Source organism: Synechocystis salina LEGE 00031 (assembly GCF_015207985.1).
Lineage (GTDB): Bacteria > Cyanobacteriota > Cyanobacteriia > Cyanobacteriales > Microcystaceae > Synechocystis > Synechocystis salina.
On the sequence record NZ_JADEVV010000020.1, the window covers coordinates 1 to 23,004 of the forward strand.

The 23,004-nt window shown below is 48.9% G+C and carries 25 protein-coding genes and 1 pseudogene; 10 read left to right on the plus strand and 16 right to left on the minus strand.

The window, feature by feature from the left end:
- Positions 1–215: 215 nt before the first annotated feature.
- From IQ217_RS08540 to IQ217_RS08565, 6 genes are all read right to left on the minus strand, one after another.
- A complete protein-coding gene (locus tag IQ217_RS08540; protein ID WP_194019626.1) occupies positions 216–386 on the minus strand; it encodes a hypothetical protein in 171 nt (56 codons plus the stop codon).
- A gap of 273 nt (positions 387–659) precedes the next feature.
- Positions 660–1,781: an urea ABC transporter ATP-binding protein UrtD gene (urtD, locus tag IQ217_RS08545; protein WP_194019627.1), complete on the minus strand. Its 1,122-nt coding sequence runs from the start codon at positions 1,779–1,781 to the stop codon at positions 660–662.
- A gap of 181 nt (positions 1,782–1,962) precedes the next feature.
- The gene (locus tag IQ217_RS08550; RefSeq protein ID WP_194019628.1) at positions 1,963–2,646 is read right to left on the minus strand and encodes a hypothetical protein; all 684 of its coding nucleotides are present in this window, start codon (positions 2,644–2,646) and stop codon (positions 1,963–1,965) included.
- Between the two features lie 27 nt (positions 2,647–2,673).
- Positions 2,674–3,033: a hypothetical protein gene (locus tag IQ217_RS08555; protein WP_228017034.1), complete on the minus strand. Its 360-nt coding sequence runs from the start codon at positions 3,031–3,033 to the stop codon at positions 2,674–2,676.
- A gap of 87 nt (positions 3,034–3,120) precedes the next feature.
- Positions 3,121–4,005: an ABC transporter permease gene (locus tag IQ217_RS08560; protein ID WP_194019629.1), complete on the minus strand. Its 885-nt coding sequence runs from the start codon at positions 4,003–4,005 to the stop codon at positions 3,121–3,123.
- Between the two features lie 152 nt (positions 4,006–4,157).
- Positions 4,158–5,201, minus strand: coding sequence for an ABC transporter ATP-binding protein (locus IQ217_RS08565; RefSeq protein ID WP_476718268.1), 1,044 nt, complete (start codon positions 5,199–5,201; stop codon positions 4,158–4,160).
- A gap of 67 nt (positions 5,202–5,268) precedes the next feature.
- Here IQ217_RS08565 and IQ217_RS08570 point away from each other — a divergent pair, with 67 nt between their 5' ends.
- The gene (locus tag IQ217_RS08570; protein ID WP_190597570.1) at positions 5,269–5,877 is read left to right on the plus strand and encodes a DUF4126 domain-containing protein; all 609 of its coding nucleotides are present in this window, start codon (positions 5,269–5,271) and stop codon (positions 5,875–5,877) included.
- A 25-nt stretch (positions 5,878–5,902) separates the two neighbouring features.
- Here the strand turns inward: IQ217_RS08570 and purF are convergent, their stop codons facing one another.
- On the minus strand, positions 5,903–7,390 hold the full coding sequence (gene purF / locus IQ217_RS08575) for an amidophosphoribosyltransferase (RefSeq protein ID WP_194019631.1): 1,488 nt from the start codon (positions 7,388–7,390) through the stop codon (positions 5,903–5,905).
- Between the two features lie 270 nt (positions 7,391–7,660).
- Between purF and IQ217_RS08580 the strand changes: the two genes are divergently transcribed.
- Positions 7,661–7,756, plus strand: coding sequence for a photosystem II reaction center protein T (locus IQ217_RS08580; RefSeq protein WP_010873362.1), 96 nt, complete (start codon positions 7,661–7,663; stop codon positions 7,754–7,756).
- A 154-nt stretch (positions 7,757–7,910) separates the two neighbouring features.
- Positions 7,911–8,396, plus strand: coding sequence for a transcriptional regulator NrdR (gene nrdR, locus IQ217_RS08585; protein WP_190597572.1), 486 nt, complete (start codon positions 7,911–7,913; stop codon positions 8,394–8,396).
- 80 nt (positions 8,397–8,476) lie between these two features.
- Here nrdR and IQ217_RS08590 read toward each other — a convergent pair whose 3' ends face one another.
- From IQ217_RS08590 to IQ217_RS08615, 6 genes are all read right to left on the minus strand, one after another.
- The gene (locus tag IQ217_RS08590; protein ID WP_228023999.1) at positions 8,477–8,968 is read right to left on the minus strand and encodes a hypothetical protein; all 492 of its coding nucleotides are present in this window, start codon (positions 8,966–8,968) and stop codon (positions 8,477–8,479) included.
- A gap of 188 nt (positions 8,969–9,156) precedes the next feature.
- Entirely contained in the window at positions 9,157–9,759 is a 603-nt protein-coding gene (locus IQ217_RS08595) for a peroxiredoxin (RefSeq protein ID WP_194019632.1), read from the minus strand.
- Positions 9,760–9,875: 116 nt separating this feature from the next.
- Entirely contained in the window at positions 9,876–10,277 is a 402-nt protein-coding gene (gene rbfA / locus IQ217_RS08600; protein ID WP_194019633.1) for a 30S ribosome-binding factor RbfA, read from the minus strand.
- Positions 10,278–10,335: 58 nt separating this feature from the next.
- Positions 10,336–10,536, minus strand: a complete 201-nt coding sequence (locus tag IQ217_RS08605) for a DUF751 family protein (RefSeq protein ID WP_010873367.1) — start codon at positions 10,534–10,536, stop codon at positions 10,336–10,338.
- 93 nt (positions 10,537–10,629) lie between these two features.
- Positions 10,630–11,514, minus strand: a complete 885-nt coding sequence (gene folD, locus IQ217_RS08610) for a bifunctional methylenetetrahydrofolate dehydrogenase/methenyltetrahydrofolate cyclohydrolase FolD (RefSeq protein WP_194019634.1) — start codon at positions 11,512–11,514, stop codon at positions 10,630–10,632.
- A gap of 85 nt (positions 11,515–11,599) precedes the next feature.
- Positions 11,600–12,958, minus strand: coding sequence for an MlaD family protein (locus IQ217_RS08615; RefSeq protein ID WP_194019635.1), 1,359 nt, complete (start codon positions 12,956–12,958; stop codon positions 11,600–11,602).
- A gap of 235 nt (positions 12,959–13,193) precedes the next feature.
- Between IQ217_RS08615 and IQ217_RS19500 the strand changes: the two are divergent.
- Positions 13,194–13,268, plus strand: a pseudogene (locus IQ217_RS19500) (hypothetical protein); the annotation flags it as partial.
- 90 nt (positions 13,269–13,358) lie between these two features.
- Here the strand turns inward: IQ217_RS19500 and IQ217_RS08625 are convergent.
- Both IQ217_RS08625 and IQ217_RS08630 read right to left on the minus strand, forming a co-directional pair.
- On the minus strand, positions 13,359–14,510 hold the full coding sequence (locus IQ217_RS08625) for a histidine kinase (protein WP_194019636.1): 1,152 nt from the start codon (positions 14,508–14,510) through the stop codon (positions 13,359–13,361).
- A 145-nt stretch (positions 14,511–14,655) separates the two neighbouring features.
- Positions 14,656–15,243 (minus strand): GerMN domain-containing protein, encoded by a 588-nt coding sequence (locus tag IQ217_RS08630; RefSeq protein ID WP_228023998.1) that lies wholly within the window; start codon positions 15,241–15,243, stop codon positions 14,656–14,658.
- A 200-nt stretch (positions 15,244–15,443) separates the two neighbouring features.
- Here IQ217_RS08630 and tpiA point away from each other — a divergent pair, with 200 nt between their 5' ends.
- Genes tpiA through IQ217_RS08645 form a run of 3 tightly spaced genes read left to right on the plus strand, consistent with a single transcriptional unit; the run spans position 15,444 to position 18,166 of the window.
- Positions 15,444–16,172, plus strand: a complete 729-nt coding sequence (tpiA, locus tag IQ217_RS08635) for a triose-phosphate isomerase (protein WP_194019638.1) — start codon at positions 15,444–15,446, stop codon at positions 16,170–16,172.
- 21 nt (positions 16,173–16,193) lie between these two features.
- Entirely contained in the window at positions 16,194–17,213 is a 1,020-nt protein-coding gene (locus tag IQ217_RS08640; RefSeq protein ID WP_194019639.1) for an AI-2E family transporter, read from the plus strand.
- Positions 17,210–18,166 (plus strand): amino acid ABC transporter substrate-binding protein, encoded by a 957-nt coding sequence (locus IQ217_RS08645; protein ID WP_194019640.1) that lies wholly within the window; start codon positions 17,210–17,212, stop codon positions 18,164–18,166. Before IQ217_RS08640 ends, IQ217_RS08645 begins: the two co-directional genes overlap by 4 nt.
- Here IQ217_RS08645 and IQ217_RS08650 read toward each other — a convergent pair.
- The gene (locus IQ217_RS08650) at positions 18,120–19,610 is read right to left on the minus strand and encodes a hypothetical protein (RefSeq protein WP_190599475.1); all 1,491 of its coding nucleotides are present in this window, start codon (positions 19,608–19,610) and stop codon (positions 18,120–18,122) included. The genes IQ217_RS08645 and IQ217_RS08650 overlap by 47 nt on opposite strands.
- Before the next feature lie 223 nt (positions 19,611–19,833).
- Between IQ217_RS08650 and petB the strand changes: the two genes are divergently transcribed.
- The 3 genes from petB (at position 19,834) to IQ217_RS08665 (ending at position 22,866) form a co-directional block, all read left to right on the plus strand.
- On the plus strand, positions 19,834–20,502 hold the full coding sequence (petB, locus tag IQ217_RS08655; RefSeq protein ID WP_010873378.1) for a cytochrome b6: 669 nt from the start codon (positions 19,834–19,836) through the stop codon (positions 20,500–20,502).
- 129 nt (positions 20,503–20,631) lie between these two features.
- Positions 20,632–21,114 (plus strand): cytochrome b6-f complex subunit IV, encoded by a 483-nt coding sequence (gene petD / locus IQ217_RS08660; RefSeq protein ID WP_190599474.1) that lies wholly within the window; start codon positions 20,632–20,634, stop codon positions 21,112–21,114.
- A gap of 282 nt (positions 21,115–21,396) precedes the next feature.
- On the plus strand, positions 21,397–22,866 hold the full coding sequence (locus IQ217_RS08665; RefSeq protein WP_194019641.1) for a glycosyltransferase family 4 protein: 1,470 nt from the start codon (positions 21,397–21,399) through the stop codon (positions 22,864–22,866).
- Positions 22,867–23,004 lie beyond the last annotated feature (138 nt).

A 23,004-nucleotide genomic window follows, 5' to 3' on the forward strand; every position in this document is an offset into this window, starting at 1 on the left:
TGTCTCGTCTTCAGCTTCTTTCTTCCATTTTTCACTACCCGTTCACTTTCACAATAGATACAGTTCATTTTTTTCAACCTTATACTGCGTAACAATTCTAGCTCTCACTCCCTAAGCAGACAATGCCTATTTATACTTAAAATCATCGAACTGGAAAAAATGGGATGCACCCTTAATGTTGGGTTTGAGTAGCAATGTTATTGATACACAAAATTCTATTCAAACTCGACAATTTTGAGTTTGCTAAATGGTATCTCTTCCTCTGTTAACTTTTTTGTGTCTGGATTAGGTTTATATCCCTCTCTGAGTGTTCTATCTGATTCTTCCAAGGCTTCTAGGTCTTCTTTATTTTTTTCCCAATCGAGTGTAGTCCAGTCCCATTCCATTTTTTTGCTCCTTTGCAAGGTAGACAAGTTAATGTCCCTTGCTGAAGGAAAAGTAAAAATTGGACTACTTTAGACCATTGACTTTCTAATTACAGTGAAATCAAAACCTTTCCATACTACCCCCTATAGCGTCTTTGCCTACAGTGCTCAAGAATTTAAGCAGGGTGAGTCAGTCTTCATAAAAGAAACCCTTACAGCTTATTGCAAGCGTAAGGGCATCAATAAATGGAAGAAAAGTAACTTTTGATTACCAACTCCGACAGTTCTAGTCCGCTAATCTCCATCCTCGTCAACGCTAATAGCAGTAATAGGCAAATTTAGACCCCGCAGTAGTTCCTGGTAGGCCTGCCACTCCCAAAAAGGCTCCGGTTCTTGTCGGTGTACTGCCACAATTTCTTGACTCAGCCGCAACACCAATTCCCGGTCCTCTTGTTTGGGAATTTCTTCAGTCAAATCAGCAAAGTCCACTTCAACCCCTTGTAACAGGTAATCCTGCAACTCCTGTCGCAGATGTTGAGGGTCGGACCCGGTGTCTTTGAACACCTGACTGAGGTTATCCAAAATAATGGCCATTTCTGTCTCCGAAATTTTGCCATCGGCGGCGGCCACAGCGGCCACTGTGCGGAGAATTTTAAACTGTTGGGGCGAAAGGCTGGGAGCTTCCCCTAAATACACTTCAATTACCTTCGGATCATTTTGAATTTGATCCATGTTGCCTTCGCACAATACCGAACCTTGATGGAGTACCGTCACCTTGCGGGCAATTTGACGCACAAACTCCATATCATGTTCAATCACAATGATGGAATGGCTTTCCGCTAGGGCCAAGAGCAAATCTCCCACATTTTCGGTTTCCTCATCGGTCAATCCCGCCACTGGTTCATCCACCAATAGCAGGGTAGGGGACTGGGCCACCAACATACCAATCTCCAATCGTTGTTTTTCCCCGTGGGAGAGCAGGGCGGCCGCCAAGTGAGCTTTGGGAGTCAGGCCAACGGTTTCCAACAGTCCTCCCACACTACGCCGCTCAGCTCCGGTGGCTTGCCCCATCAGGGTACCCCAAACCGATTTGTTGCGATTCACTGCCAAGTCTAAATTTTCCGCCACTGTCAGATTGAGATATACCCTAGGGGTTTGAAATTTCCGCCCCACTCCTAGGCGAGCAATGCGATATTCCGGAATTTTACGAATGTCCTTGCCCTGGAATAAAACCCTGCCCTCCGTTGGTTGAACTTTGCCGGTGATCACATCCAAAAAAGTGGTTTTGCCTGCGCCGTTGGGGCCAATAATGACCCGCAATTCCCCTGGATTCATGGAAAAAGTCAAGTGGTTGAGGGCCCGAAAGCCGTCAAAGCTCACTGTTAGGTCTTGAATTTCTAAGATTTTGCTGGTCATGGGCAATGGGGACAACCTAAAAATTGGGCCAGGACAAAGCCGGGGCAAACATTCCTGCTTGTCAATTCAAACAAGGGCTAGAGCGGAAAACTGTTTACCAGGAACGAAATTTTTTGCATTGCCATAGTCTTGTGGCTAATTTGCCCAGTTTGGCTGCCATCGAAGAAAAAAAATTACCTAGTTATCTTGCCAGGGATTCGGAGGAAACACCACCTTCAGAACCATTGCCATCTAAATTATTACCATTTTCGCCATCAGTTTCTAAATCTGCCTGTTGCCAATCCGTTGGCGATCGCCTGGTTAATTCCTCTAGGGAACGGGGCACTAGGCTAACTTTCTGGTTTTCTACCGGAATATCAACATTATCCACTGGGTCAACTAGGGCATAGAGAGAATCCCCTGCAAAGTCCGGATTCCCTAGTTGGAGGCGGTGGGTTTTGCCATTGACCAATTGAATGGTTAATTCTGTCCCGGCAGGACTGAGGCCATAGTCCTTCAACTCTACTGTCGACACCTCAAAATCCCGGCTATTCTGACTGCCCAAGACCACACCGAGCAAAAAATCTACCCCTGGGGCACTCACCGCCACTGGGTCGGGATTACCCATCAACCAAACAGACTTACCATGGTCAGCTTTGGCCTGGCGATAAAGTTTAATGCTTGTTGGGGGCGGACCAGACTCGGTAATGGTGACGGACTGGACCAAATCAGCACTGAAGTCAAAATGGCGGGCTTGCGGTTGGCTTTCGATAACAGTTGCTTCATCTTGGGAGTGACGGCACAGTTCCCAGGCCCCTACCCCCAATCCCATAATTAAGGCCACTACCCAGAGCAACCAAGTGCCGCGCTTTAGCTTCAATGCCATAGGCCAAGCCCGCAATCACTATTCAACCTAGGGCGATCCGGGTGCAGGGGCGATCGCCGGGTCGGTCTGTTGTTGCTGCATTTCCATTAGCCGCTGCTGTTGGAGTTGCTTGAATTGGTCTGCGGCCTTATTAATATTTCTTTGGGTATCCTCGGCAAAATCTGACCCATTGCGGGTACGACTCAAATTGGCATTGTGAATCAACGACATGGGGTCAAAGCCTCCCCCCAAGCCCTGCTTACTAGGGTCAACGTTGTTGGACACGAACGGATCTTCCCCTGGGGCGGTGCCAGTGGACTGACCCTGAACGGGGGCTAGGTTGATGCCCAATAAGCCAGTGGCGAGGGCACTGAGGGTTAAACAGCGGGTTAGCTGGGCTGTCTTCATCGTCATCAGGCTCCAGGTGATTAATTGGTCTACGATTCTAAAACTCAAAATCGTCGAGATCTGAAAGTTAGGCAAAGATAGCCAAAATTATAAAAAGCGACGTTTGAGCAAAGGCTGAATTAATAACAATACTAAACCATCAAACAGAACTAGCACCCCCAGCACCTGGGCGAAATTTAAACTGAACCAAGGGGCAGTTAAGACCGTACTCCCCAAACCCCAGTCACCATTGAGGTAGATATAGCGGATGGGCTCGATGGCATAGGTTAAAGGATTCAAGCTAGCCACCACCTGCAACCAATGGGCCATGAAGTCCAGGGGCGCCAGGGCCGTACTGGCGAAGAGTAGGGGTAAATTGGTGACGAAAATAACCGCAATCAATTCAATATGTCCCGGCAAAGCAAAAGCTAAGCCTAAACTTAGGGCCGTTACCCCCAACACAATCAGAAAAACAATCAAGGCGATCATCCCCAGGCCAACGCCGTTGGGCAAACCGGCCCCCAGTAGGGCACTGGCCCCCACAATTACCGCCGCTTGGATCAGACTCAGGCTAATGATATACACCGTGGAGGCGGCCACAATGGAATAGCGAGAGGCCAGCGGGGCAACCAGTAGGCGGTTCAAAAAACCAAATTCCCGGTCAAACATCACCGGCAGACCGGCATTCAGCGCTCCAGAAAAGGCAGTAAAAACGATAATTCCCGGTGCTAGAAATTGGGCATAGTTGAGGTCATTACCAAATAGACCCTGGGGCGCATTGAGAAATAGGGCACCAAAGAGTACCAGCCACATAAAGGGCTGGATGATGCCCGCCACTAGGGTAGTGGGGCGCCGCTGCAATTGGATAAATAACCTCTTGGTTAGGGCAATGGTTTCTTGGAAAAACTCCGCTGCTAGGCTGGGGGGATTGGCTGGGGTGGTCTGGGGAGCTAGCAGGGAGGTGATTTTGGGAGGGGTAAGGGTTTGGCTCATAAGACTTTGGGGTTGACGGCAGTTAAATTAATTTTGCTTAACTTTGCATTTACTGAGGAGAAGTTTTGCCTTGGAGACCATGGTAGGAAATTTTTTCCACCCTTGCTTTCATCGCCCCGGAAAAGTTGCCAGGAGATTTATTAACGTCGCAGTTAATTGGCTTTCATTGCTTGTTTTTTCTCCGCTTTGAGATCCCGTTGGGCAGCGGCGGCCAACTCCGCATCCATCAGGGTTTTGCCGGTGGCTGCCAGGTACACATCATCCAAACTAGGCCGGGATTGGGCCAAGCTGAAAATCGGTAAACCGTCAGCAAGCAGAGCTTTTTCAATTTGACTAAGGGGATTACTCTGGGGCGTCACCACCAGATTAAGGGAATTACCCTGGGCGTGGTTAACAATTACTTCCTGGACAAAAGCTAGGGAACGGAGAATTTGGCTAGCTTTTTCCGCCTCCTGGTCTTCCGTAAATTCCTTAATTCTCAAGGTTACCCTGTCCCCTCCCACCCGGTCTTTAAGTTCCGTGGGAGTGCCGGTGGCAATCACTGTGCCTTGGTCAATGATGGCTAGGCGATCGGCTAGGGCGTCAATTTCCTCTAGGTAATGGCTTGTGATCACCACGGTGGTGCCCGCATCTCGCAATTGCCGCAAAAATTCCCAGAGAATAAAGCGACTTTCAATGTCTAGGCCTACCGAAGGTTCATCCAACACCAACACGGCCGGTTGATGCAGTAAACCTGCTGCCAAGTCCAAACGTTTTCGTAGTCCGCCGGAATAAGTGCCAGTTTTCTGATCTGCATAGGCCGTTAAACCTAAAATATCTAGCAGTTGGTCGATGCGTTTTTGGGTGCCATTAGCATCAAGATGGTAGAGGGAGGCTTGTAGTTGCAACAATTCTCGACCTGTTAAGATTTTATCTATGGCAACTTCCTGGGCCACATAACCTAAACGGCGGCGGGCCTGGCGGGGATCGCTTAATACGTTTACGCCATCAATCCATAGTTCCCCTCCGTCCGGCTTGGCGAGGGTACATAGACAACGGATCGTGGTGGTCTTACCGGCACCATTGGGACCAAGTAAACCAAATATCTCTCCCCTGGGCACCGCAAAGGAAATGTCCTTTACCGCAGGGATCGCACCGTAGTTTTTTCGGAGTTGTTTGACTTGAACAGCAACGCCCATGAGGTAACTCCTTCCCATTTAATCTGCAACTTTTCTTAACATTATCCCTGATATGGTCGGTTTTGCCCTCCCGGTTTGAACTTTAATGAGCACCCTCCTTGGAATCCTTGCAATTTTGTCGGCGGCGGCGGCGGCGGGGATGCGCATTGCCCTGCCGCTGTTAATCGTTGGTCTGATTCAGGGTGAGCTGTGGTCAGAAGTGCCTCTACTCTGGAGGGTTAATCCTCAAGTGGTGGTGGCAGTTTTAACCAGTTGGTCCTTGTTTGAATTGTTTGGCTCAAAGAAATTGCTCGGCCAGAGGGTGCTGCAAATCGTGCAATTATTTTTCACACCCTTGGTGGGGGGAATGATGGCCATTACCGTGGCCAAGCTGCTGACCTCGGAACTGGAAATGGATTTCCGTTTTCCTCCCCTTTGGGTGGTGGGAGCAATCGGTTCCCTCTTTGCTTTGGTTATAAGGCTAGTGGCGATCGGCTGGTTTTTTCGTCTGCGGGGTCTGCCTTTTTGGGTAACGATTTTAGAGGATTTATTCTCCGTGGCACTGGTGCTATTTGCTTTCAAAGCTCCCCAAAATGGTGGCTTAATTGCGATCTTGCTGTTGTGGATTGTTGTCCGCAGTTCCACCGCCTGGAGAACCTGGTTTTTGGCTAACCGCAGTCCTGACCAGCCATCCCAGCCTAAAAATCACCGATGACCTATTTAGAATTTAGACTAATTTTTCAAGCCGTAATATTCTCCAGCATTAATTTTGATCGCTTGACGACATCCGGTACGGTGATGGGGTACTTTCCGTTGAAGCAGGCGGAACAAAAATGGGAGACATCTTCCCCAGTGCATAACAGCATGCCTTCCTGGGACAGGTAAGCGAGGGAGTCCACCTCGATTTGTTCGGCAATTTCCGCTACCGTTAGTCGAGCCGCAATCAATTGATCTTGATTATCGGTATCAATGCCATAAAAACAGGGATGGGTCACTGGCGGGGAAGAAATCCGCATATGTACTTCCGTGGCCCCGGCTTCCCGTAAAGCTCGGACGATTTTGCGGCTAGTGGTGCCCCGCACAATGGAGTCATCGACAATAATGACCCGTTTGCCGGCCAGTACGTCTTTGAGGGGATTGAGTTTCATGCGGATGCCGTGCTCCCGCATATGTTGGGTGGGTTGAATAAAGGTCCGCCCCACGTAACGATTTTTGATTAACCCCTCGGCATAGGGAATACCAGAAGCTTGGGAAAAACCGATCGCCGCTGGAATACCAGAATCAGGCACTCCCATTACCAGATCAGCATCAATGGCGGATTCCTTAGCCAACCGTTTGCCAATGCGCATGCGGTAGGTATAGAGACTTTCATCATTAACCACGCTATCCGGGCGAGAAAAATAAATCATCTCGAACACACAGAGTTTGCGCTCGGCGCTTTCGGCCAATCGATGGGAAACTAAGCCCGATTCGGTGATATACACCAACTCCCCAGCTTCCACTGTGCGGACATAGGTGGCACCAATGATATCTAGGGCACAGGTCTCCGATGCCAATACATAGCGGGGAATTTCTTCCTCTAAAATGCCGATTACTAGGGGACGAATGCCATGGGGATCCCTGACTCCAATAATTCCCTCCGGCGTGCCGACCACTAAGCTATAGGCTCCAGTGCAAAGAGTCAGAGCTGCAATGGTGCCTTCCACCCAGTCTTTGCCCCTATCCACCTCGTTGGCGATCGCCACTGCAATCATTTCCGAATCAGTGGTGGTGACAAAATCTTCACAGCCCCTTTCCGCCAGAGCTTCCCGCAACTGATTAGTGTTAACCAAATTGCCATTGTGGGCCAGGGCCAGGGGTCCCAAACGGGTGGGGAGCACCGCCGGTTGAGCATTGACCCGATGGCTGGAGCCCGTAGTGGAATAACGGGTGTGGCCAACAGCCAGACTGCCCACCATCTCATTGAGTTTGGATTCTTGAAAAACCTGGGACACTAGCCCCATATCCTTGTGACAATGAACCGTTTTTCCAGCAAAAGTGGCAATACCCGCCGACTCCTGCCCCCGATGTTGCAGGGCATAAAGTCCAAAATAGGTCAATTTGGCCACTGCTTCTTCGGGTGCATAGATGCCAAACACCCCACAGGCTTCTTCTGGTTTATCGGCATGGTGGCCAGACAAAGGCTGACTATCGGTCAACTCAGTCAACTCACTGGAGGAGGGAAACATGGCGGCAATCTTCCTGGATCAGGGTAGAGAAAAACGGAGACGAAAACTAAATCCTAGACTATGGGAATTGGTGGATTCCCGCCAGACAGGGAAGGCAATGGGGAACGGGACTAAACTCCTTAATCAATTGTTAATCGTTAACTCATACTAGCAAAGAAGCAGTGCCCCCACCGTAGTGTTTGGTTCCCGGTTAAGTTGGTCTAGTTGTCAGGGGACAGGGGAATGTATAGATTAGTGTGTAAGGATAAATTTTTAGGAATTTTTTAGATTATGGAAAGTGTTGCTTACATTCTGGTGCTGACCATGGCCCTTGCGGTCCTTTTCTTTGCGATCGCCTTCCGGGAACCCCCCCGCATCGAAAAATAGCCTTATTAAAGGGTCTCTCCCCCAGGTGTTTCTTGCCGGGATACTCCCTTAGAAACCCCAGTTTTTACCTCTGTCTTAACCGTGGGCTGGCTTGACTTTGACGCAACATTCTTGTATGCGTTAGGTTGGGCTAAGCTCATTTTTTGTCGCCATTATGCAATGTCCTCACTGTCAGCATCACAATAGTCGCGTCCTCGAATCCCGTTCCAGCGAAGGTGGCCAAAGTATTAGGCGAAGGCGGGAATGTTTGGAATGTAAACACCGTTTCACCACCTACGAACGGCTGGAGTTGTTACCTGTCACGGTCATTAAACAGGACGGGGAACGGCAGGCCTTTGACCGCTCCAAACTACTGCAGGGTATGGTGCGGGCCTGTGAAAAAACTGACATTAATTTCCAGCGCCTAGAACATATTGTTGAAGAGATTGAAGCCAATTTACAACAACAGCCGAAACGCGAAATTCACAGCGAGGCGATCGGGCAGATGGTGTTGCAATATTTACGCCAGGAAAGCGAAGTGGCCTATATCCGTTTTGCTTCCGTGTATGGCCGATTTCAAGGCATTGCAGACTTTGTGGATACCCTGGAGCAACTGCAACGGGAACAACATCCTGAACCGCAATATTCAACCATGTCCTAGATTATCTTCGCCAGGCTTCAATTTACCCCCTAGCTAATAACTGTTAGCCAGATCAAGTAACCGGGAAATTCCCCCAAAACTTAACGACAACCAACTAGGGTGGCCGTATAGGTTTTGCCCAATGAGTCTAGCCCATTGACAAAAAGATTTACCTGATAGGGCTGGTCTTCGGGAGTAGCTTTACCAATAATTTCCAAGGGGGTATTGGGCTTAAAGACAAAACCTTGTTGATTGAAAAGCTCCGTAGCGGTTTGATCGCTATATTTTAAAAACATCCGAATATCAAAGGGGTTGGATTCAGCGGAGGTTACCGTCATCACGAATTTTTTAAAAACCGTTCCTCCTGGCACTGCCCAATCCGTATTCCAGTTATTACGGGTTATGTTAATGCCCAACATTCCCAATGGCCCTGCGGGAATAGTTGGAACAGCCACGGTTTTCGTCACCGTATTACCCTGGCCTCCCACTAAGGGAATGGGCACACAGGTTTCGCCATGGCCAGGAGTTGCCAGGCCCACCGCCAGGGAAATGCCAGCTATAGCCAGGGTCAGGGATTTAGTCAGGGGAGCCATGGGGGTTAGCCGGGGGAACGGGGAGTTAATCATCAGAAAAATAGGTCTGAAAATTAGTGGATATTAGCAACGTTAGCGATGTTAGCAAAACTATCAGCTCGCCTATGGTCTATCTCTGGTCAGTCCGTCTACCAGTCAAAATTTTTCACTCTGGCCTTGGGTTTTTCGGCCTAGGGAAACCTTAAATCTTAAGGTTCCGCCACTGCTTCAAAGTAGGTTTTAGCCTTTTCTGGGTCGGGGATCATGGTTTTGTCTCCTTCCTGCCAATCCACTGGGCAGACTTCGTTGGGGTGGGACTGCACATGGCGAATGGCTTTTAGTACCCGTAGAGTTTCGTCCACGCTCCGGCCAAAGGAGAGATTATTGACGGTGGCGTATTGGAGAATGCCTTCCCGGTCGATGATGAATAGTCCCCGCAGGGCAATGCCTGCATCGGGTTCGAGGACGTTATAGGCTTGGCTAATTTCTTTTTTCAGGTCCGACACTAGGGGATAGTTGATGTCGCCGATACCCCCCATTTTTCGTTCGGTTTGAATCCAGGCGAGGTGGGAAAACTCGCTGTCCACGGAGACGCCCAAAACTTCCGCATCTAGGGCGGTAAATTCGCTGTGGCGATCGCTGAAGGCAATGATTTCTGTGGGACAGACGAAAGTGAAATCTAGGGGATAGAAAAACAGCACCAGGTACTTACCACGGTAGGTGCTCAGTTTGACGGTCTGGAAACTCTGATCGACGATCGCCGTGGCGGTGAAATCCGGTGCTGGCCGTCCTACCCGTAATACCTCTGTCATTGCTGTTTGCTTAAAACTTGATTAGGTGGTGTTGAATGTAACCGGAGAAACTTGTGTGGTGGGATCGTTGGTGGTTGATCGCACCCCGTACCGAGCTAATCTGCCCGTGGGGAAAGTTAATCCGGGGCGGGATCAGAATCCGAGCCTGCCAAGTCTTCATCGGCGATCGCCGGGGGCAAATTGTTCAGGAGATTGAGAATTTTGTCCCCCCGTTCCAAAGAGCGGTCTTCTAAAAAGGAAACTTCTGGGGTGCGCCGCAAACGCATCCTTTGCCCCAGTTCTCGGCGGACAAAGGGAGCGGCGGAGTGCAATCCGGCCATGGTGGAGGCTTTGGCTTCGGGGGAGCCGTAAATACTGACAAAAATCTTAGCGTGCTGTAGATCACCGGAAACTTCCACTTCCGTAACGCTAACCAAGCCCGTGCCCACCCGGTCATCTTTAATTTCGTGGAGAAGCATTTGACTGACTTCCCGCTTAATTAGGGACGACACCCGGGAAACTCGACGACTGGTGGCCATAGACCTGCTCCTCGGCAACAAAAAAGTTTGAGCCTGGGCAGATTAACCCAAACTCCCTCTACACGGTCAATCCTAACATGGCCCGTAGGGTGAAATAGAGAAAAATGAATCCACTGACCAGTAGTCCCATCAGGGCGATCGCCCCGACACGATTTTTTAAGAGGGGTTGAAGCCAGGTAAAAACGGAGAAAAATATGCCGAGGGTAAAACTGATCAGATACCGGGGGTAACGGGAAACGTTGGCTAAAAAATCACCCATGGTTATTGGTTTGGTGGAATGGTTCGCTAACTCGATTATCCCAAGGGTTAGGGTTTTTCAAGTCCGCCCCCCAGTGTAGCAATAGACCCGGCCTCAAAGGCCCAACCGTTGTCGATAACTAGCCACAGTGTTAGCTAACAAAAGAGTCACCGTCATGGGGCCAATGCCACCGGGTACAGGGGTGAGATAACTGGCCATGGGAGCAACCCCGGCAAAATCCACATCTCCCACTAGTTTCGATTTGCCCTCGCCCAATTCCAGACGATTAATGCCCACATCCACCACGATCGCCCCTGGTTTGACCATATCAGCGGTGACAAATTCCGGCTTACCGATCGCCGCTACGAGAATGTCTGCCTGGCGGGTAATATCGGCCAGATTTTGGGTACGGGAATGGGCAATGGTGACAGTGCAATTTTTTTCTAGCAACATCAGGGCCAGGGGTTTGCCCACTAGAATACTGCGCCCCAACACCACCGCATTTTTGCCGGTTAACTCAAGGTCATATTCCGCCAACAAGGCCATCACCCCCGCTGGAGTACAACTCCTCAGACCGTCTTCCCCCCGCACTAAATGACCCAAGTTGACTGGGTGGAGACCATCCACATCTTTGCCCGGATCAATGGTGTGCAAAAGTTTGACCGCATCAAGATGATCCGGCAGAGGCAATTGCACCAAAATGCCGTCCACCCGTTCGTCTTCATTCAAGCTGGCGATCGCCGCCGTTAAGGTTTCCTGGTCCGTATCAACAGGAAAATGTTTGCCAAAGGAAACCATGCCCAATTTTTCGCAGGCCTTTTCTTTATTGCGGACGTACACCGCACTGGCCGGATTGTCCCCCACCATCAACACCGCCAACCCAGGCGATCGATGCCCCTGGGCCACCAGTTGGGCAATTTCCTGTTTCAACTCCCCCTGCATTTTCTGGGCGAGGGCTTTACCGTCAAGAATTTGGCAGGATGGGGGTACAGCAGTCATGGGCAAAGGTAATTAAAAGTAATAATTCGTAGTAACTTTCAGGCGATTGATGGCGCACACCTCGAAAGCTAATTTTAGGAGTTTCCTAGGGTTTTGTAACGGCTTTTTTTGGTTCGGGGGGAATCACTGTGGGAGTTTGCAATTCCTGGGCTCGGGCCACCATGGCCAAATCATCGGAAAGTTGGTTTAATTGCTGGGCATATTGCACCTGTTTGGTCAGATGTTCTGTGGTGGAAACCAAATTACTTAGTCCTTGAATGAGGCGAATTAACTGTTCTCGCAAAGCTGGGTTGCCGGTGATTTGATCCACATCGGAAGTGATTTTTTCCAGGTTCTGGGTGGCGGCCCGAGCCGATTCCAACAACTGCTGTAACAGAATAATTGTTTGGGGATCATTGAGGCGATCGGCAAATTGATTCAGATTAACGGTCAACTGATTGGCATTGTCCGCCACTGCCTTGAGATCTACTAAGGCTTGATTGAGGTTGCCCACCGTATCTTGGTCGTTGACCTGGGTTAATAGTTGCACCAAAGGGGGTTCCAGATTTTTAACACTGATCTGCAACTGGTCGCTGGTGCCCTGGAGACTGGTGAGGGTTGCCCCCAGGCGTTGATTATTAACTTCCAAAAAAGCCTGAATTTGTTCCGCCGCTGACCCAACAGAACGTAAACTACGGTTAATTTCGCCAACGGTGCCACTTTGGTTAAGGGAGCGGATAGTACCAGTGGCTTCCCGGCTCAAAGTTGATAGGTCTTGGGCCGTGCGATCAACAGAATTAAGGGTACGACGAATATTTTTCACGCCTCCGTCCTGGTTGATTTCCCGTAACAGGGTAGCTGCTTCGTTGCTGAACTGACTAATATCCTTCAATGCTTCTGGAGTTTGGGTAGCCAAGGCCCGAATGGCTTCATTGATTTGGGGCTCGCTGAAAAAGTCAGAAATACGCATCATGGCCCGGATCAGAGCGTTAACATCCAGGGCATCTTGACCCGTCAAAATGGAACCGTTGCAAATAATCACTTCAGGATTACAGTCCTTATCCAGGGGGTTATAGTCCACTTCCTGGGGCAAAACCGTGGTAGTGGGAACAATATTGATAGAAGTTTCCCCAATTAACCCCGATTGGCGTGCCTGAATTTCCACACGACTAGAAATTAGGCGATCGGTGGGGCTAATTTCCACCTCCACCGCTACCCCATCCGGCTGGGGTGTGACGCTAACCACCTGACCAACCCGGACCCCCCGATAGTCAACTCTGGTGCCCACCAACATTCCCGCCGCATCGCTAAAAAGTACCGTGGCCCGGTAGGAACGGGAACCAAAACGAAAATTTTTGAGCCAAAGGGTGCTGACCACCAAGAGAAACAAAGCAGTCAAAATTAACAGTCCGATACTACTCTGCAACAATACGGGCGATAGGCGCTGGTTTCGTCCTGCTGTCATTGGGGTAATTCAGAAAATTTTGCTCGAGCTGCTCACAAGACTATTAAAATCATTGAACTGTATTTCCCCAGCCAAAGTTCCACGGATGGCAATATTTTAGGCAAAGTCCAACACCTTGCAAAATCTTCCATGGCCAATGATTCCCAGTGACAAAATACACGGTAAGCAAATTTAAATCGGCGCTGTAGTCTGATGTCCCTATCATTCTTCCTATGGCTTCGTAGTAGTCGGTTCAGGTCTGTCGGGACTGGTTGCTGCCCCTGATTTGTTTCAGGCAAGCCATTCTGTCTTGGTTATCGATCTACTTTAAAGTGGGCTAAGGGATGGAATTTCAATAACATGCCACCATGCCAGCCTTGAAACAAAGTACCCCAAAATCAACCAAAAACTGGTTCGGGAGTCAACGGTAAACGGGCAATGTAAAGTGAAAAGAACTACCCTGTTTGGGGCGACTATCCACCCAAATTTGGCCGTAGTGGGCCTGAATGATTTTGCGACAGAGAGATAAACCTAAACCATAGCCATCGGTTTGTTCGTCCCGTTGTAGTCGAAAGTGTCCTTCAAAAATGGTTTCTTGTTTGGAATTGGGAATGCCGGGGCCGTTGTCGGTGATGCTGACCTGAACTTTTTGGGTAGTGCGATGGAGAGCCCCCACTGTAATGGAGCCATGGGGAGGAGTGTACTTAATAGCGTTGTCCAAAAGATTGGCAATCACTTGGCGAATTAATTCCTCATCGGCAAAAACATTGGGTAAATCTTTGGGAATGTCGTAGGTAATACTGAGATTTTTTTTACTAAATTTTACCTGATACAATTCCAGAATTTCCTGGCAAAGATCGGCAATGGCAAGGGGACTACCCTGGACCTGAAACTGAGAATTAAGATTTTTAGAAGCCTGCAAAATATCTTCAATTAAGCGGTCCATGATTTTGAACTGCTTGCGGGCTTGATGCAGGAGTTGGCTTCTGAGGGCAGGTTTCTGCTCTTCAATGGGTTTGTGTTGTAACAATTCCAAGGTATCAACGGCAATGGAGGCGGCGGTGAGGGGACTACGTAAATCGTGGGCCAACATGGCCAAAATCTGGTCCTTGAACTGTATTTGTTGGAGCAACTCTTCCTTATCTTTTTTGAGCAGAAAAAGTTCGTCGGACATTTTCATCAGTTCCCCGGAATAACCCACGGAAGAAATTTCCCGAGGACAACTGGGGGATTGAACCGTATCTTCTTGGCCAGAGTCTGTTTCTAATTCCTGTTGCCACCGGGGCCACCATTTATGCAATTGTTGGATGATATTACTGCCAGCTAAAACCTGTCTTGGTTCCGGTTGTATTTTGATCAGGGAGGGGGTGGCGACCAGACGAAAATGTTCTACTAAGTGGGGATGTTTACTGATTTGGAGGATTTGTAGGTCATGGCTGTGTCCCTCCAACAGTTTAGTGAGGCATTGACCAATTTCCTGCACACTGTCTTGGGAGTTGGGGCGATCGTCGATGAACAGCAAAAACTGCAGCGGGACAGAGGACGCATTACCAAGTTCGGAGGGGGAGGACATTGCAGAGCGTTCGGCTTTTAAAAACAGGGTATCCGGACTGATAAGGTCCAGTCTGAATCTAGTTAAATGGGGCTACTTGTACCGGCTAAAACCGTGACAATTCCGACTGTCCTCACCATAGATGAGCAGACCATGACCATAATTGTCAACGATCAGGGGGCATAAAATCCGTTTCAAATTGCTTGCGGGTGATGGGCTGTGCGATCATCAACCCTTCTCCCCCTAGTACTGTTAGAGGTTCTCCCTCCACCAGTAAAAGGACAGGAAGATTGGGATCTGTACTGGTGGCAGTGTAAACAATTTGTCCCAGCCTGGCGATCATGCTTTGGCTACCTCCCCCTGCGGTAAATTGGGCTGATAGGTCAACGTTGATGCCGGTGGGGGTTTTGGTGAGGCTCAAAAGGCTGGTGTTGGGGGGAATGGCGGAAATTTGGTTGTTGGGGGCAGCTAAGAGGGTTTTCAGGGCCCGCTCCGTCTGCACTGCCGGTGGATCATTGTTGGGGGGGATATTTTGGGGCACAAAGGCGATCGCCGTGTCATTGTTACTGAGCCAGTAAATTTGTGCCTGTCCCGGGATGGCCATGTCGGGTTTATCGGGGTCCACTGTGACCGTGGGGGAACGTTGGGAAAGATTAAACCCAGTCCAGAGGGCAAAGCCGGTACCAACCAAGGCCACCACCAAAGCGGCCAGAGCAAAGCCGGTCAGGGACGAAAACGGTTTTTGTTGGCTCATAATTTTCTCCACCAGGGCCGCAATTAGTTACAGTTTATCTTCTCAACCAGGCTAGATTAAAAGCAAGGGCGGTATTAATCTGGGTTCAACCAGCTTAGTTTGGGGGTTAGTTGCTGATTAATCAATGGTGACGACCCCGGACGACGTAAACTGGGGGTTGGCAAATTTTGTTGTGACCTTCATCGTTAAAGATTGGAATCGTGCGAAAAATTATTATTGCGGGCAATTGGAAAATGCATAAGACGCAGGCGGAGGCCCAAGCGTTTTTGCAGGAGTTTAAGCCTTTAATCGAAGATGCGGCGGAAAGTCGTGAAGTGGTGTTGTGTGTTCCTTTCACCGATTTAAGCGGCATGTCCCAACAACTCCATGGCGGCAGGGTTCGCTTAGGGGCGCAAAATGTCCATTGGGAACCCAGCGGTGCCTACACGGGAGAAATTTCGGCGGCTATGTTGGCGGAAATTGGTATTCATTATGTGGTTATCGGCCACAGTGAACGACGGCAATATTTTGGTGAAACGGACGAAACTGCGAACTTAAGGGTATTGGCAGCCCAGAAGGCGGGCTTAATTCCCATTCTTTGTGTGGGAGAAAGTAAGGCCCAACGGGATGCCGGGGAAACGGAACAGGTCATCATTGACCAGGTGAAAAAAGGCTTGGTGAATGTCGATCAATCCAACTTAGTCATTGCCTACGAACCGATTTGGGCCATTGGTACAGGGGACACCTGTGCGGCGACGGAGGCCAATCGGGTCATCGGGTTAATTCGGGAACAGTTAACTAATTCTCAGGTCACCATCCAGTATGGCGGTTCGGTCAACGCCAACAATGTGGATGAAATTATGGCCCAATCGGAAATTGATGGAGCTTTGGTGGGGGGAGCTAGTCTGGAACCCCAGAGCCTTGCCCGCATTGTTAATTTCCAGCCCTGAGTAGATTGATTGACTGTTGTAATGAAGCTTAGTCAGTGGTTAGGTTTAGCTTGTTTGGTAATGGCAGCCTATGTGGCTTGGGAAATCCGCCAACTGCTGTTACTGCTTTTCCTGGCCATTGTGCTGAGCACAGCCCTCAATCGTTTGGTTAAACAATTGCAGACCTGGGGTATTAAGCGACCTTTGGCCCTGGCCATTACCCTGATTAGTGTCACGGTGACGGTGGCCCTATTTTTTCTCTTGGTCATTCCTCCTTTTTGGGAGCAATTGCAAGTGCTGCTCAGTTCTCTGCCTAAAGTTGGCGATCGCCTGGAGAGGTTGTTCGAGGACTGGCACGACCGGGTAGAGGTGAAATTTTTTAGCCAGGCTTTTTCTGTTGATGACCTACCGGATTCCATTTCCGCCCTGGGGGCCAATGCCCTTAGTTCCCTGATTAGCTTTTTTTCCAATTCCGTTACCGCCGTCCTGCAAATACTTTTCATCCTGGCGATCGCCGTGATGATGTTGTTTTCTCCCCAAGCCTATCGACAGGGGACCCTCAAGTTATTTCCCTCCTTTTACCGCCGCCGGGCTGACGAAATCCTGACCCAATCGGAATCTTCCCTGGGCAATTGGTTGACGGGCATTGTAATTAATTCTTTTTTTATCGCTGGTCTCAGCGGCATTGGCCTATGGATACTGCAAATTAAATTAGTACTAGTCCATGCTTTGATGGCGGGGATTTTAAACTTTATTCCCAACATCGGTCCCGCCGCCAGTGTGGTCTTCCCCCTGATGATTGCGGTGCTGGATGCCCCCTGGAAAGTTATTGCTGTGCTAATTCTCTATTTCCTCATTCAAAATGTGGAGAGCTATTGGCTAACCCCCATTGTCATGGCCAAGCAAGTTTCCCTTCTGCCTGCCGTTACCCTCATCGCCCAACTATTTTTTGCCAGCATATTCGGACTTTTAGGGTTGATCCTGGCCCTACCCCTGACGGTGGTTTTAAAAATCTGGATTGAAGAAGCTCTGTTTAAAGATCTTTTGGACAATTGGCAATGAGCAATCGCAATGGTGCCCGTCTCTCCCACTCAAAATCTTTCCCCATGCTCCGCCCCCTACTGCCCCTATTAGCTTGGGCTTTACAGAGTTTTGTGATGCCCGTAGCCCAGGCTGAAACGGTGTTGGAATCCATTCGGGCAAGCGGCCTACTACGGGTGGCCATTCGGGACGACTCGGTGCCCTTTGGTTTTCGGGACGGCCCGGCCAATCAATGGACAGGCATTTGTGTGGACTTCATCGAAGCCCTACAGACAGAGGTATCTGCCACCCTGGGGGGTCAGCCTTTGCTGGTGAAATTTTACCAATCCAGTTTGTTCAATCGCTTCAATCTCGTGGCGGAAAAAGTAGTGGTGGTGGAATGTGGCCCCAACACCATCCGCCGTGACCTACAGTTGCCCATTACCTTTTCCCGGCCCTTTTTCGTTACAGGAACCCAATTTTTAGTGGCCACCGATCGCCTGGGGGAATTTGATAGCGATGGCAATTTGCGGGGGGAAAGAATTGGGGTTTTGGGCGGCACCAGTAACAGTGAATTTTTAGCGGCCCGTTACCCCGAAGCAGAACTGATTAATTTTCAGGGTTTTACCGCACGACGCTTGGGGGTGGAAGCCCTCATGCAGGGGCGCATTGATGCCTTTGCCAGTGATGGCATTTTGCTATTTGGGGAAGCCTTGGTGCTAGACCTTCCCCTCGGGCGGAGTTATCGCCTTTATCCCTCCTATCCCCTAGATTGCCAGGGTTATGGACTAATTTTGCCCGCCGATCAGCCGGAATGGGAAGATTTGGTTAATCGGGTTGTGACTTCCCCCAATTCGAGGGATATTTACCGCCGCTGGCTGGGGCCCCTCTTCCCCGCTCTGGAAAGGGTAGAACACCATTGCCAGGCCAGGCAAAACCCATCATCTACTAAGGAGCCCACAGGGGACGAAAACCCATCAGAGATAGAGCCTTAAGTTCTGCCTGTTGCCCCAACTCTGGCCTCAGGGGCGGGATCAGGAGCCACAATTGACTATCGGCGATCGCCTCCCCGGTATCAGTGTTCAGGCGACTATTGGCTGGGGTTTCGGGGTCGATAATTACCTGGTCAAATAACAGGGCCAAACCGTCGGGGGAAAGACTCATTTGGGTGTCCCGGTAATCCTGGAGCTTGAGCAGGGGAAAAACTTCACCACTGTTGACGTTAATTTGAACAAAATAGGGCTGTTCAATATATTCATCCCCAGGCAAAAGCTTGGTCAACAAACAATAGAGAGTTTGATTATTGCGGCCAAATTCGCAACTGACAATGGAGCCATCCGTATCTACCAATTCCTTTTGCACCCCGAGGGTGTTGACAAAGAAAAGGGTTCTTTGGAAGCGTTTTTGGGCATCCTCCGTATTGAAGTTCACCAGGGCGGCGGCGCTACCATCACTGGAAAAAGTTAACAGTTGGCCGAATTTGGGCAGAAAATCCAACGGCTTGGCTTCCGGTTGCAAGGGCAAAATGCCAATGCCTTCCCCCCGGGCCACCGCCAGAGACTGGTTATCCGGGGCAATTTGAAAGTCTCCACCCTGTACCTTCAAACGTTCCGGCTTTTGCTGATTTTTTAGCATCCAGAGGTCGAAGTCAGCGGGATTTTGACGATTGACCCTCTGCACCACAATGGACTTGCCGTCCTCACTCACATCGAATTGATTATTCTGAAACTCCTGGTTATCCAGCACCAAAGTCGGTTTAGGCAATTCCTGGGGGTTGTCACTTTCCACCACGGGCACCTGGTATAACTGCAATTGCCGGAGCCCCTCAAAGCCCAACTGACTTTCAGCGGCGGCAAACAGAATTGCTTTGCCCCCCTCATAGAATTTGAAGTCCACCACGGTCAGCCCCGGTGGAGTGAGAATAGTTTTTCTCTGTTTAGTGAGGTTGTAGAAAATAATCCGCCCCTGCTCAATCCCTTGGGTGCCAATGTAAGCAAAGGCCCGGTCACGACTACGGAAACTACTGGTGAAAGGAGCCATCATTTGCCCATGGTGCTCACCGGCATACTGTTCCCGCACATCGGTAATTTGCAGATCATAATCGGTGCCGTAGGGAATGGGATTTTCCAAGGTGTAGGCCATGCGACGCCCCGCCCAACTAATTTTTCCCGGTAGGGCTGGGGTAATGACCAAATTTTTTTCCACCTCCCGTTGATCCATGGGACGGTCGAAGGTGATGATAAAAGCCCTGTCCTTGGCCCCCAAGTGGGCCCCGTCCCAACTAAAATCCTGTACCCGGGGACGGTTGGCAAATATGCACTGATTATTGTCTTGGCAGGTGTAATGACCAACCCCCACCACGGCGATCGCCGCACTAAGGACACCGATCAAACTCAGGGCCGCACGATCAATGGGTTCGGAAAAATATTTAGCGAGCATGGATAGAGGAGCAAAATTTTAGAGCAGCACCACAGCCGGACTTCCCTTTCCCCAGGGCTTAAAGCTGTGTTACATTTTGTGATGAGTAGTTCTCATTTTTGCCAAGTTTGGGAGCTTTTCCACCCTTGGTCAGACCGTCATAGTACGCTGATTATATGCGATTTTACGGCTCCGCTGGAGTCAACCCCCTCCATCCCTGATCCTTAAGAGAAGTCTAGCTTCAATGTTTTCAAAAGAAGTCACCGAATCAAAAGTTTTTCAATGGTTCAATGATCGCCTGGAAGTGCAAGCCATCTCCGACGACATTGCCAGCAAGTATGTTCCTCCCCACGTAAACATTTTTTACTGCTTGGGGGGCCTGACCCTGACCTGCTTCCTGATCCAGTTTGCCACTGGGTTTGCCATGACCTTCTACTACAAACCCACGGTCACGGAAGCCTTTGCCTCTGTCCAATACATCATGAATGAAGTCAACTTCGGTTGGCTGATCCGCTCCATTCACCGTTGGTCCGCCAGCATGATGGTGCTGATGATGATTCTCCACGTTTTCCGGGTTTACCTCACCGGCGGTTTCAAAAAGCCCCGGGAATTGACCTGGGTTGTCGGTGTAATGCTAGCCGTCACCACTGTTACCTTTGGTGTAACTGGTTACTCTCTCCCCTGGGACCAAGTGGGCTACTGGGCAGTGAAAATTGTGTCCGGTGTACCGGCCGCCATTCCTGTGGTTGGGGATCAATTGGTGACCCTCATGCGGGGTAGTGAAAGTGTTGGTCAGGCTACCTTGACCCGTTTTTACAGCCTCCACACCTTTGTCCTGCCCTGGGCGATCGCCGTGTTGTTGCTGTTGCACTTCCTAATGATCCGCAAACAAGGCATTTCTGGTCCTTTGTAATTTCTATCCCCCTACTAATCTGATTTGATAGGGCAATTTCGTTTCAACCGTTGCCAAATTGTTGAATATTGAAACAGATTAGAGAATCTAGAAAATCCCTAAAAAACCTTAACTTGGAGCCTCCGCCCCATGAGCATTATCAAAAAACCGGATCTCAGCGATCCCGATTTACGGGCCAAACTGGCCAAAGGCATGGGCCACAACTATTACGGTGAGCCGGCCTGGCCCAATGACATTCTTTACATGTTTCCCATCTGCATCTTGGGTGCTTTGGGACTAATTGCTGGATTAGCCATCCTTGACCCCGCCATGATCGGTGAACCAGCGGATCCCTTTGCGACCCCTCTGGAAATTTTGCCTGAATGGTACTTGTACCCCACTTTCCAAATTCTGCGCATTCTCCCCAACAAACTTCTGGGAATCGCCTGCATGGCGGCCATTCCCCTCGGCTTGATGTTGGTACCCTTCATTGAAAGTGTGAATAAATTCCAAAACCCCTTCCGTCGTCCCATTGCCATGACCATCTTCTTGTTCGGCACTGCGGCGGCTTTATGGTTGGGAGCTGGCGCCACTTTCCCCATTGATAAGTCCCTGACCCTGGGCCTGTTCTAGGAAAAAATGTGTTTCCCCCTGGGGTATGTTTTACTACTCCGGCCCGGTTCGCAAAAGTGGCTCAAGTTCTGGGGGTTATCTAGGAAAGTTTTCATCTGTTACCTGTTGTCAAAACAGAAAAAACAGAAGTATTTTTTAGGTAACTTCCAGGGCCAGCGGCCTAAATCCAAGATATTATTACTGCATAGATTCCTTTGTGAACGTTATATGTTTCCAGAGGAATTTTTTTTGACGGCGAAATCCTGATTGCAAACTTGAACGGCCTCCAAACCTTGACAGTCCATGAAAATTGTTATTGATGGCATCTTCTTTCAAATTGCTGACACAGGCATCGCTCGAGTTTGGCGAACTCTGTTGGAAAAATGGTGCGATTCTGGTTTCATAGAAAATATTGTTCTAATTGATCGAGGTCATACTGCTCCATCACTACCAGGGGTGCAATACTACCATCTCCCCCCATTTAATTATCAAGAAGAGGCGTTATTTTCTGGCAAACTGCAGGATATTTGTAATCAATTTAATGCCGACTTATTTATTTCTACCTATTACACTACTCCGTTATATACTCCCTCGGTTTTAATCATTCATGACATGATTCCGGAGGTAATTGGCTTAGATTTAAGCGAATTCTGGTGGCGAGAAAAACGCTATGCCATAGTTTATGCCAGTCAGTATATTACGGTATCTAGAAATACAGCGAAGGACTTGCTCAAACTTTGTCCCGAAGTTAAGGCTTCCCAAGTAAATATTATTCATAATGGTGTAGATAGTATTTTTTCCCCTGCTTCTGCCGCAGAAATTGCCGCCGTCAAGTATAAGTTTGCCATCAACTCTCCCTATTTACTTTTAGTTGGGTCTCGTTTAAGTCTTAATCAGTATAAGAACGCAACTATTCTATTCCAAGCCTTCCAGACCAGCAAAGATCTCCAAAAACTTACCCTTGTTTGTGTTGGGGGAGAGATTACCTTAGAGTCAGAATTAGCTGCCCTAGCTAGTGACATTAATGTTTGTTTAGTTCGACCAACGGATTTGGAATTAAGGTGCCTTTATTCTGGGGCGATCGCCTTGGTTTACCCTTCTTTGTATGAAGGATTTGGTTTACCCATTCTTGAGGCCATGGCTTGCGATTGTCCTGTGATTACCTGCCATAATTCTTCGCTGCCGGAGGTGGGGGAAGATGCGGTTATCTATGTTGGCGGCCAAGACGTAGTAGAAATGGTTGCAGCCTTAGAAAAAGTGCAAACTCCAACCATTCGCAATGAATTAATTGCCAGGGGCGAAGAGCAAGCGAAAAAATTTTCTTGGTGGACAACCGCCACTAAAATTAGTCAGCTATGCCTTAAAACTATTGAGAATAATAAAAATAGACCCCAAAAACAGAATTTCACTGCCCTTTGGCAAGACTTTCGGCAATGTCAAGTGGAAGAGCTTAAACATCGTGTTCTATTGGGGGAACTTGAATGGAAAAACGCAGAAGCAAATCATGTAATTGACCATTTACAAGCCCATAATCATAATATGGCGGGCAGAAATGCCCAGTTAGAAGTGGAAAATAAAACCTTAATTGAGCAAATAGAACGGCAAAACCTGCAAATTATCCAATTAGAAACTAATAACCAAGTCCTCCAAATTGAACTTGAGACTTCCTCACAACAAATTCAAGAATTGTCAAACACAAAAAAGACAATTAAAAGATTATGTAAAAAAGCATTGAAGAAGTTATTTGCGTTTACGGGAACTAAGATACACTAAAATTATTCCCGCTGAGCTAAGGGGAAGATTGTCTTGGAGGAGGTTAAATTTTTAACTGTATGGTCGGCAAAATAGCTTAATCTAGTTTAGTTTAAAGTCTGTTAACATCAACCCGTCCAAAGATTGCCATCTTGTCGA

Bases quoted from the DNA above. Each gene is read 5' to 3' on its own strand.
- IQ217_RS08540 (WP_194019626.1), bottom strand. From the start codon at position 386: ATGGAATGGGACTGGACTACACTCGATTGGGAAAAAAATAAAGAAGAC.
- urtD (WP_194019627.1), bottom strand. From the start codon at position 1,781: ATGACCAGCAAAATCTTAGAAATTCAAGACCTAACAGTGAGCTTTGAC.
- IQ217_RS08550 (WP_194019628.1), bottom strand. From the start codon at position 2,646: ATGGCATTGAAGCTAAAGCGCGGCACTTGGTTGCTCTGGGTAGTGGCC.
- IQ217_RS08555 (WP_228017034.1), bottom strand. From the start codon at position 3,033: ATGAAGACAGCCCAGCTAACCCGCTGTTTAACCCTCAGTGCCCTCGCC.
- IQ217_RS08560 (WP_194019629.1), bottom strand. From the start codon at position 4,005: ATGAGCCAAACCCTTACCCCTCCCAAAATCACCTCCCTGCTAGCTCCC.
- IQ217_RS08565 (WP_476718268.1), bottom strand. From the start codon at position 5,201: ATGGGAAGGAGTTACCTCATGGGCGTTGCTGTTCAAGTCAAACAACTC.
- IQ217_RS08570 (WP_190597570.1), top strand. From the start codon at position 5,269: ATGAGCACCCTCCTTGGAATCCTTGCAATTTTGTCGGCGGCGGCGGCG.
- purF (WP_194019631.1), bottom strand. From the start codon at position 7,390: ATGTTTCCCTCCTCCAGTGAGTTGACTGAGTTGACCGATAGTCAGCCT.
- IQ217_RS08580 (WP_010873362.1), top strand. From the start codon at position 7,661: ATGGAAAGTGTTGCTTACATTCTGGTGCTGACCATGGCCCTTGCGGTC.
- nrdR (WP_190597572.1), top strand. From the start codon at position 7,911: ATGCAATGTCCTCACTGTCAGCATCACAATAGTCGCGTCCTCGAATCC.
- IQ217_RS08590 (WP_228023999.1), bottom strand. From the start codon at position 8,968: ATGGCTCCCCTGACTAAATCCCTGACCCTGGCTATAGCTGGCATTTCC.
- IQ217_RS08595 (WP_194019632.1), bottom strand. From the start codon at position 9,759: ATGACAGAGGTATTACGGGTAGGACGGCCAGCACCGGATTTCACCGCC.
- rbfA (WP_194019633.1), bottom strand. From the start codon at position 10,277: ATGGCCACCAGTCGTCGAGTTTCCCGGGTGTCGTCCCTAATTAAGCGG.
- IQ217_RS08605 (WP_010873367.1), bottom strand. From the start codon at position 10,536: ATGGGTGATTTTTTAGCCAACGTTTCCCGTTACCCCCGGTATCTGATC.
- folD (WP_194019634.1), bottom strand. From the start codon at position 11,514: ATGACTGCTGTACCCCCATCCTGCCAAATTCTTGACGGTAAAGCCCTC.
- IQ217_RS08615 (WP_194019635.1), bottom strand. From the start codon at position 12,958: ATGACAGCAGGACGAAACCAGCGCCTATCGCCCGTATTGTTGCAGAGT.
- IQ217_RS08625 (WP_194019636.1), bottom strand. From the start codon at position 14,510: ATGTCCTCCCCCTCCGAACTTGGTAATGCGTCCTCTGTCCCGCTGCAG.
- IQ217_RS08630 (WP_228023998.1), bottom strand. From the start codon at position 15,243: ATGAGCCAACAAAAACCGTTTTCGTCCCTGACCGGCTTTGCTCTGGCC.
- IQ217_RS08640 (WP_194019639.1), top strand. From the start codon at position 16,194: ATGAAGCTTAGTCAGTGGTTAGGTTTAGCTTGTTTGGTAATGGCAGCC.
- IQ217_RS08645 (WP_194019640.1), top strand. From the start codon at position 17,210: ATGAGCAATCGCAATGGTGCCCGTCTCTCCCACTCAAAATCTTTCCCC.
- IQ217_RS08650 (WP_190599475.1), bottom strand. From the start codon at position 19,610: ATGCTCGCTAAATATTTTTCCGAACCCATTGATCGTGCGGCCCTGAGT.
- petB (WP_010873378.1), top strand. From the start codon at position 19,834: ATGTTTTCAAAAGAAGTCACCGAATCAAAAGTTTTTCAATGGTTCAAT.
- petD (WP_190599474.1), top strand. From the start codon at position 20,632: ATGAGCATTATCAAAAAACCGGATCTCAGCGATCCCGATTTACGGGCC.
- IQ217_RS08665 (WP_194019641.1), top strand. From the start codon at position 21,397: ATGAAAATTGTTATTGATGGCATCTTCTTTCAAATTGCTGACACAGGC.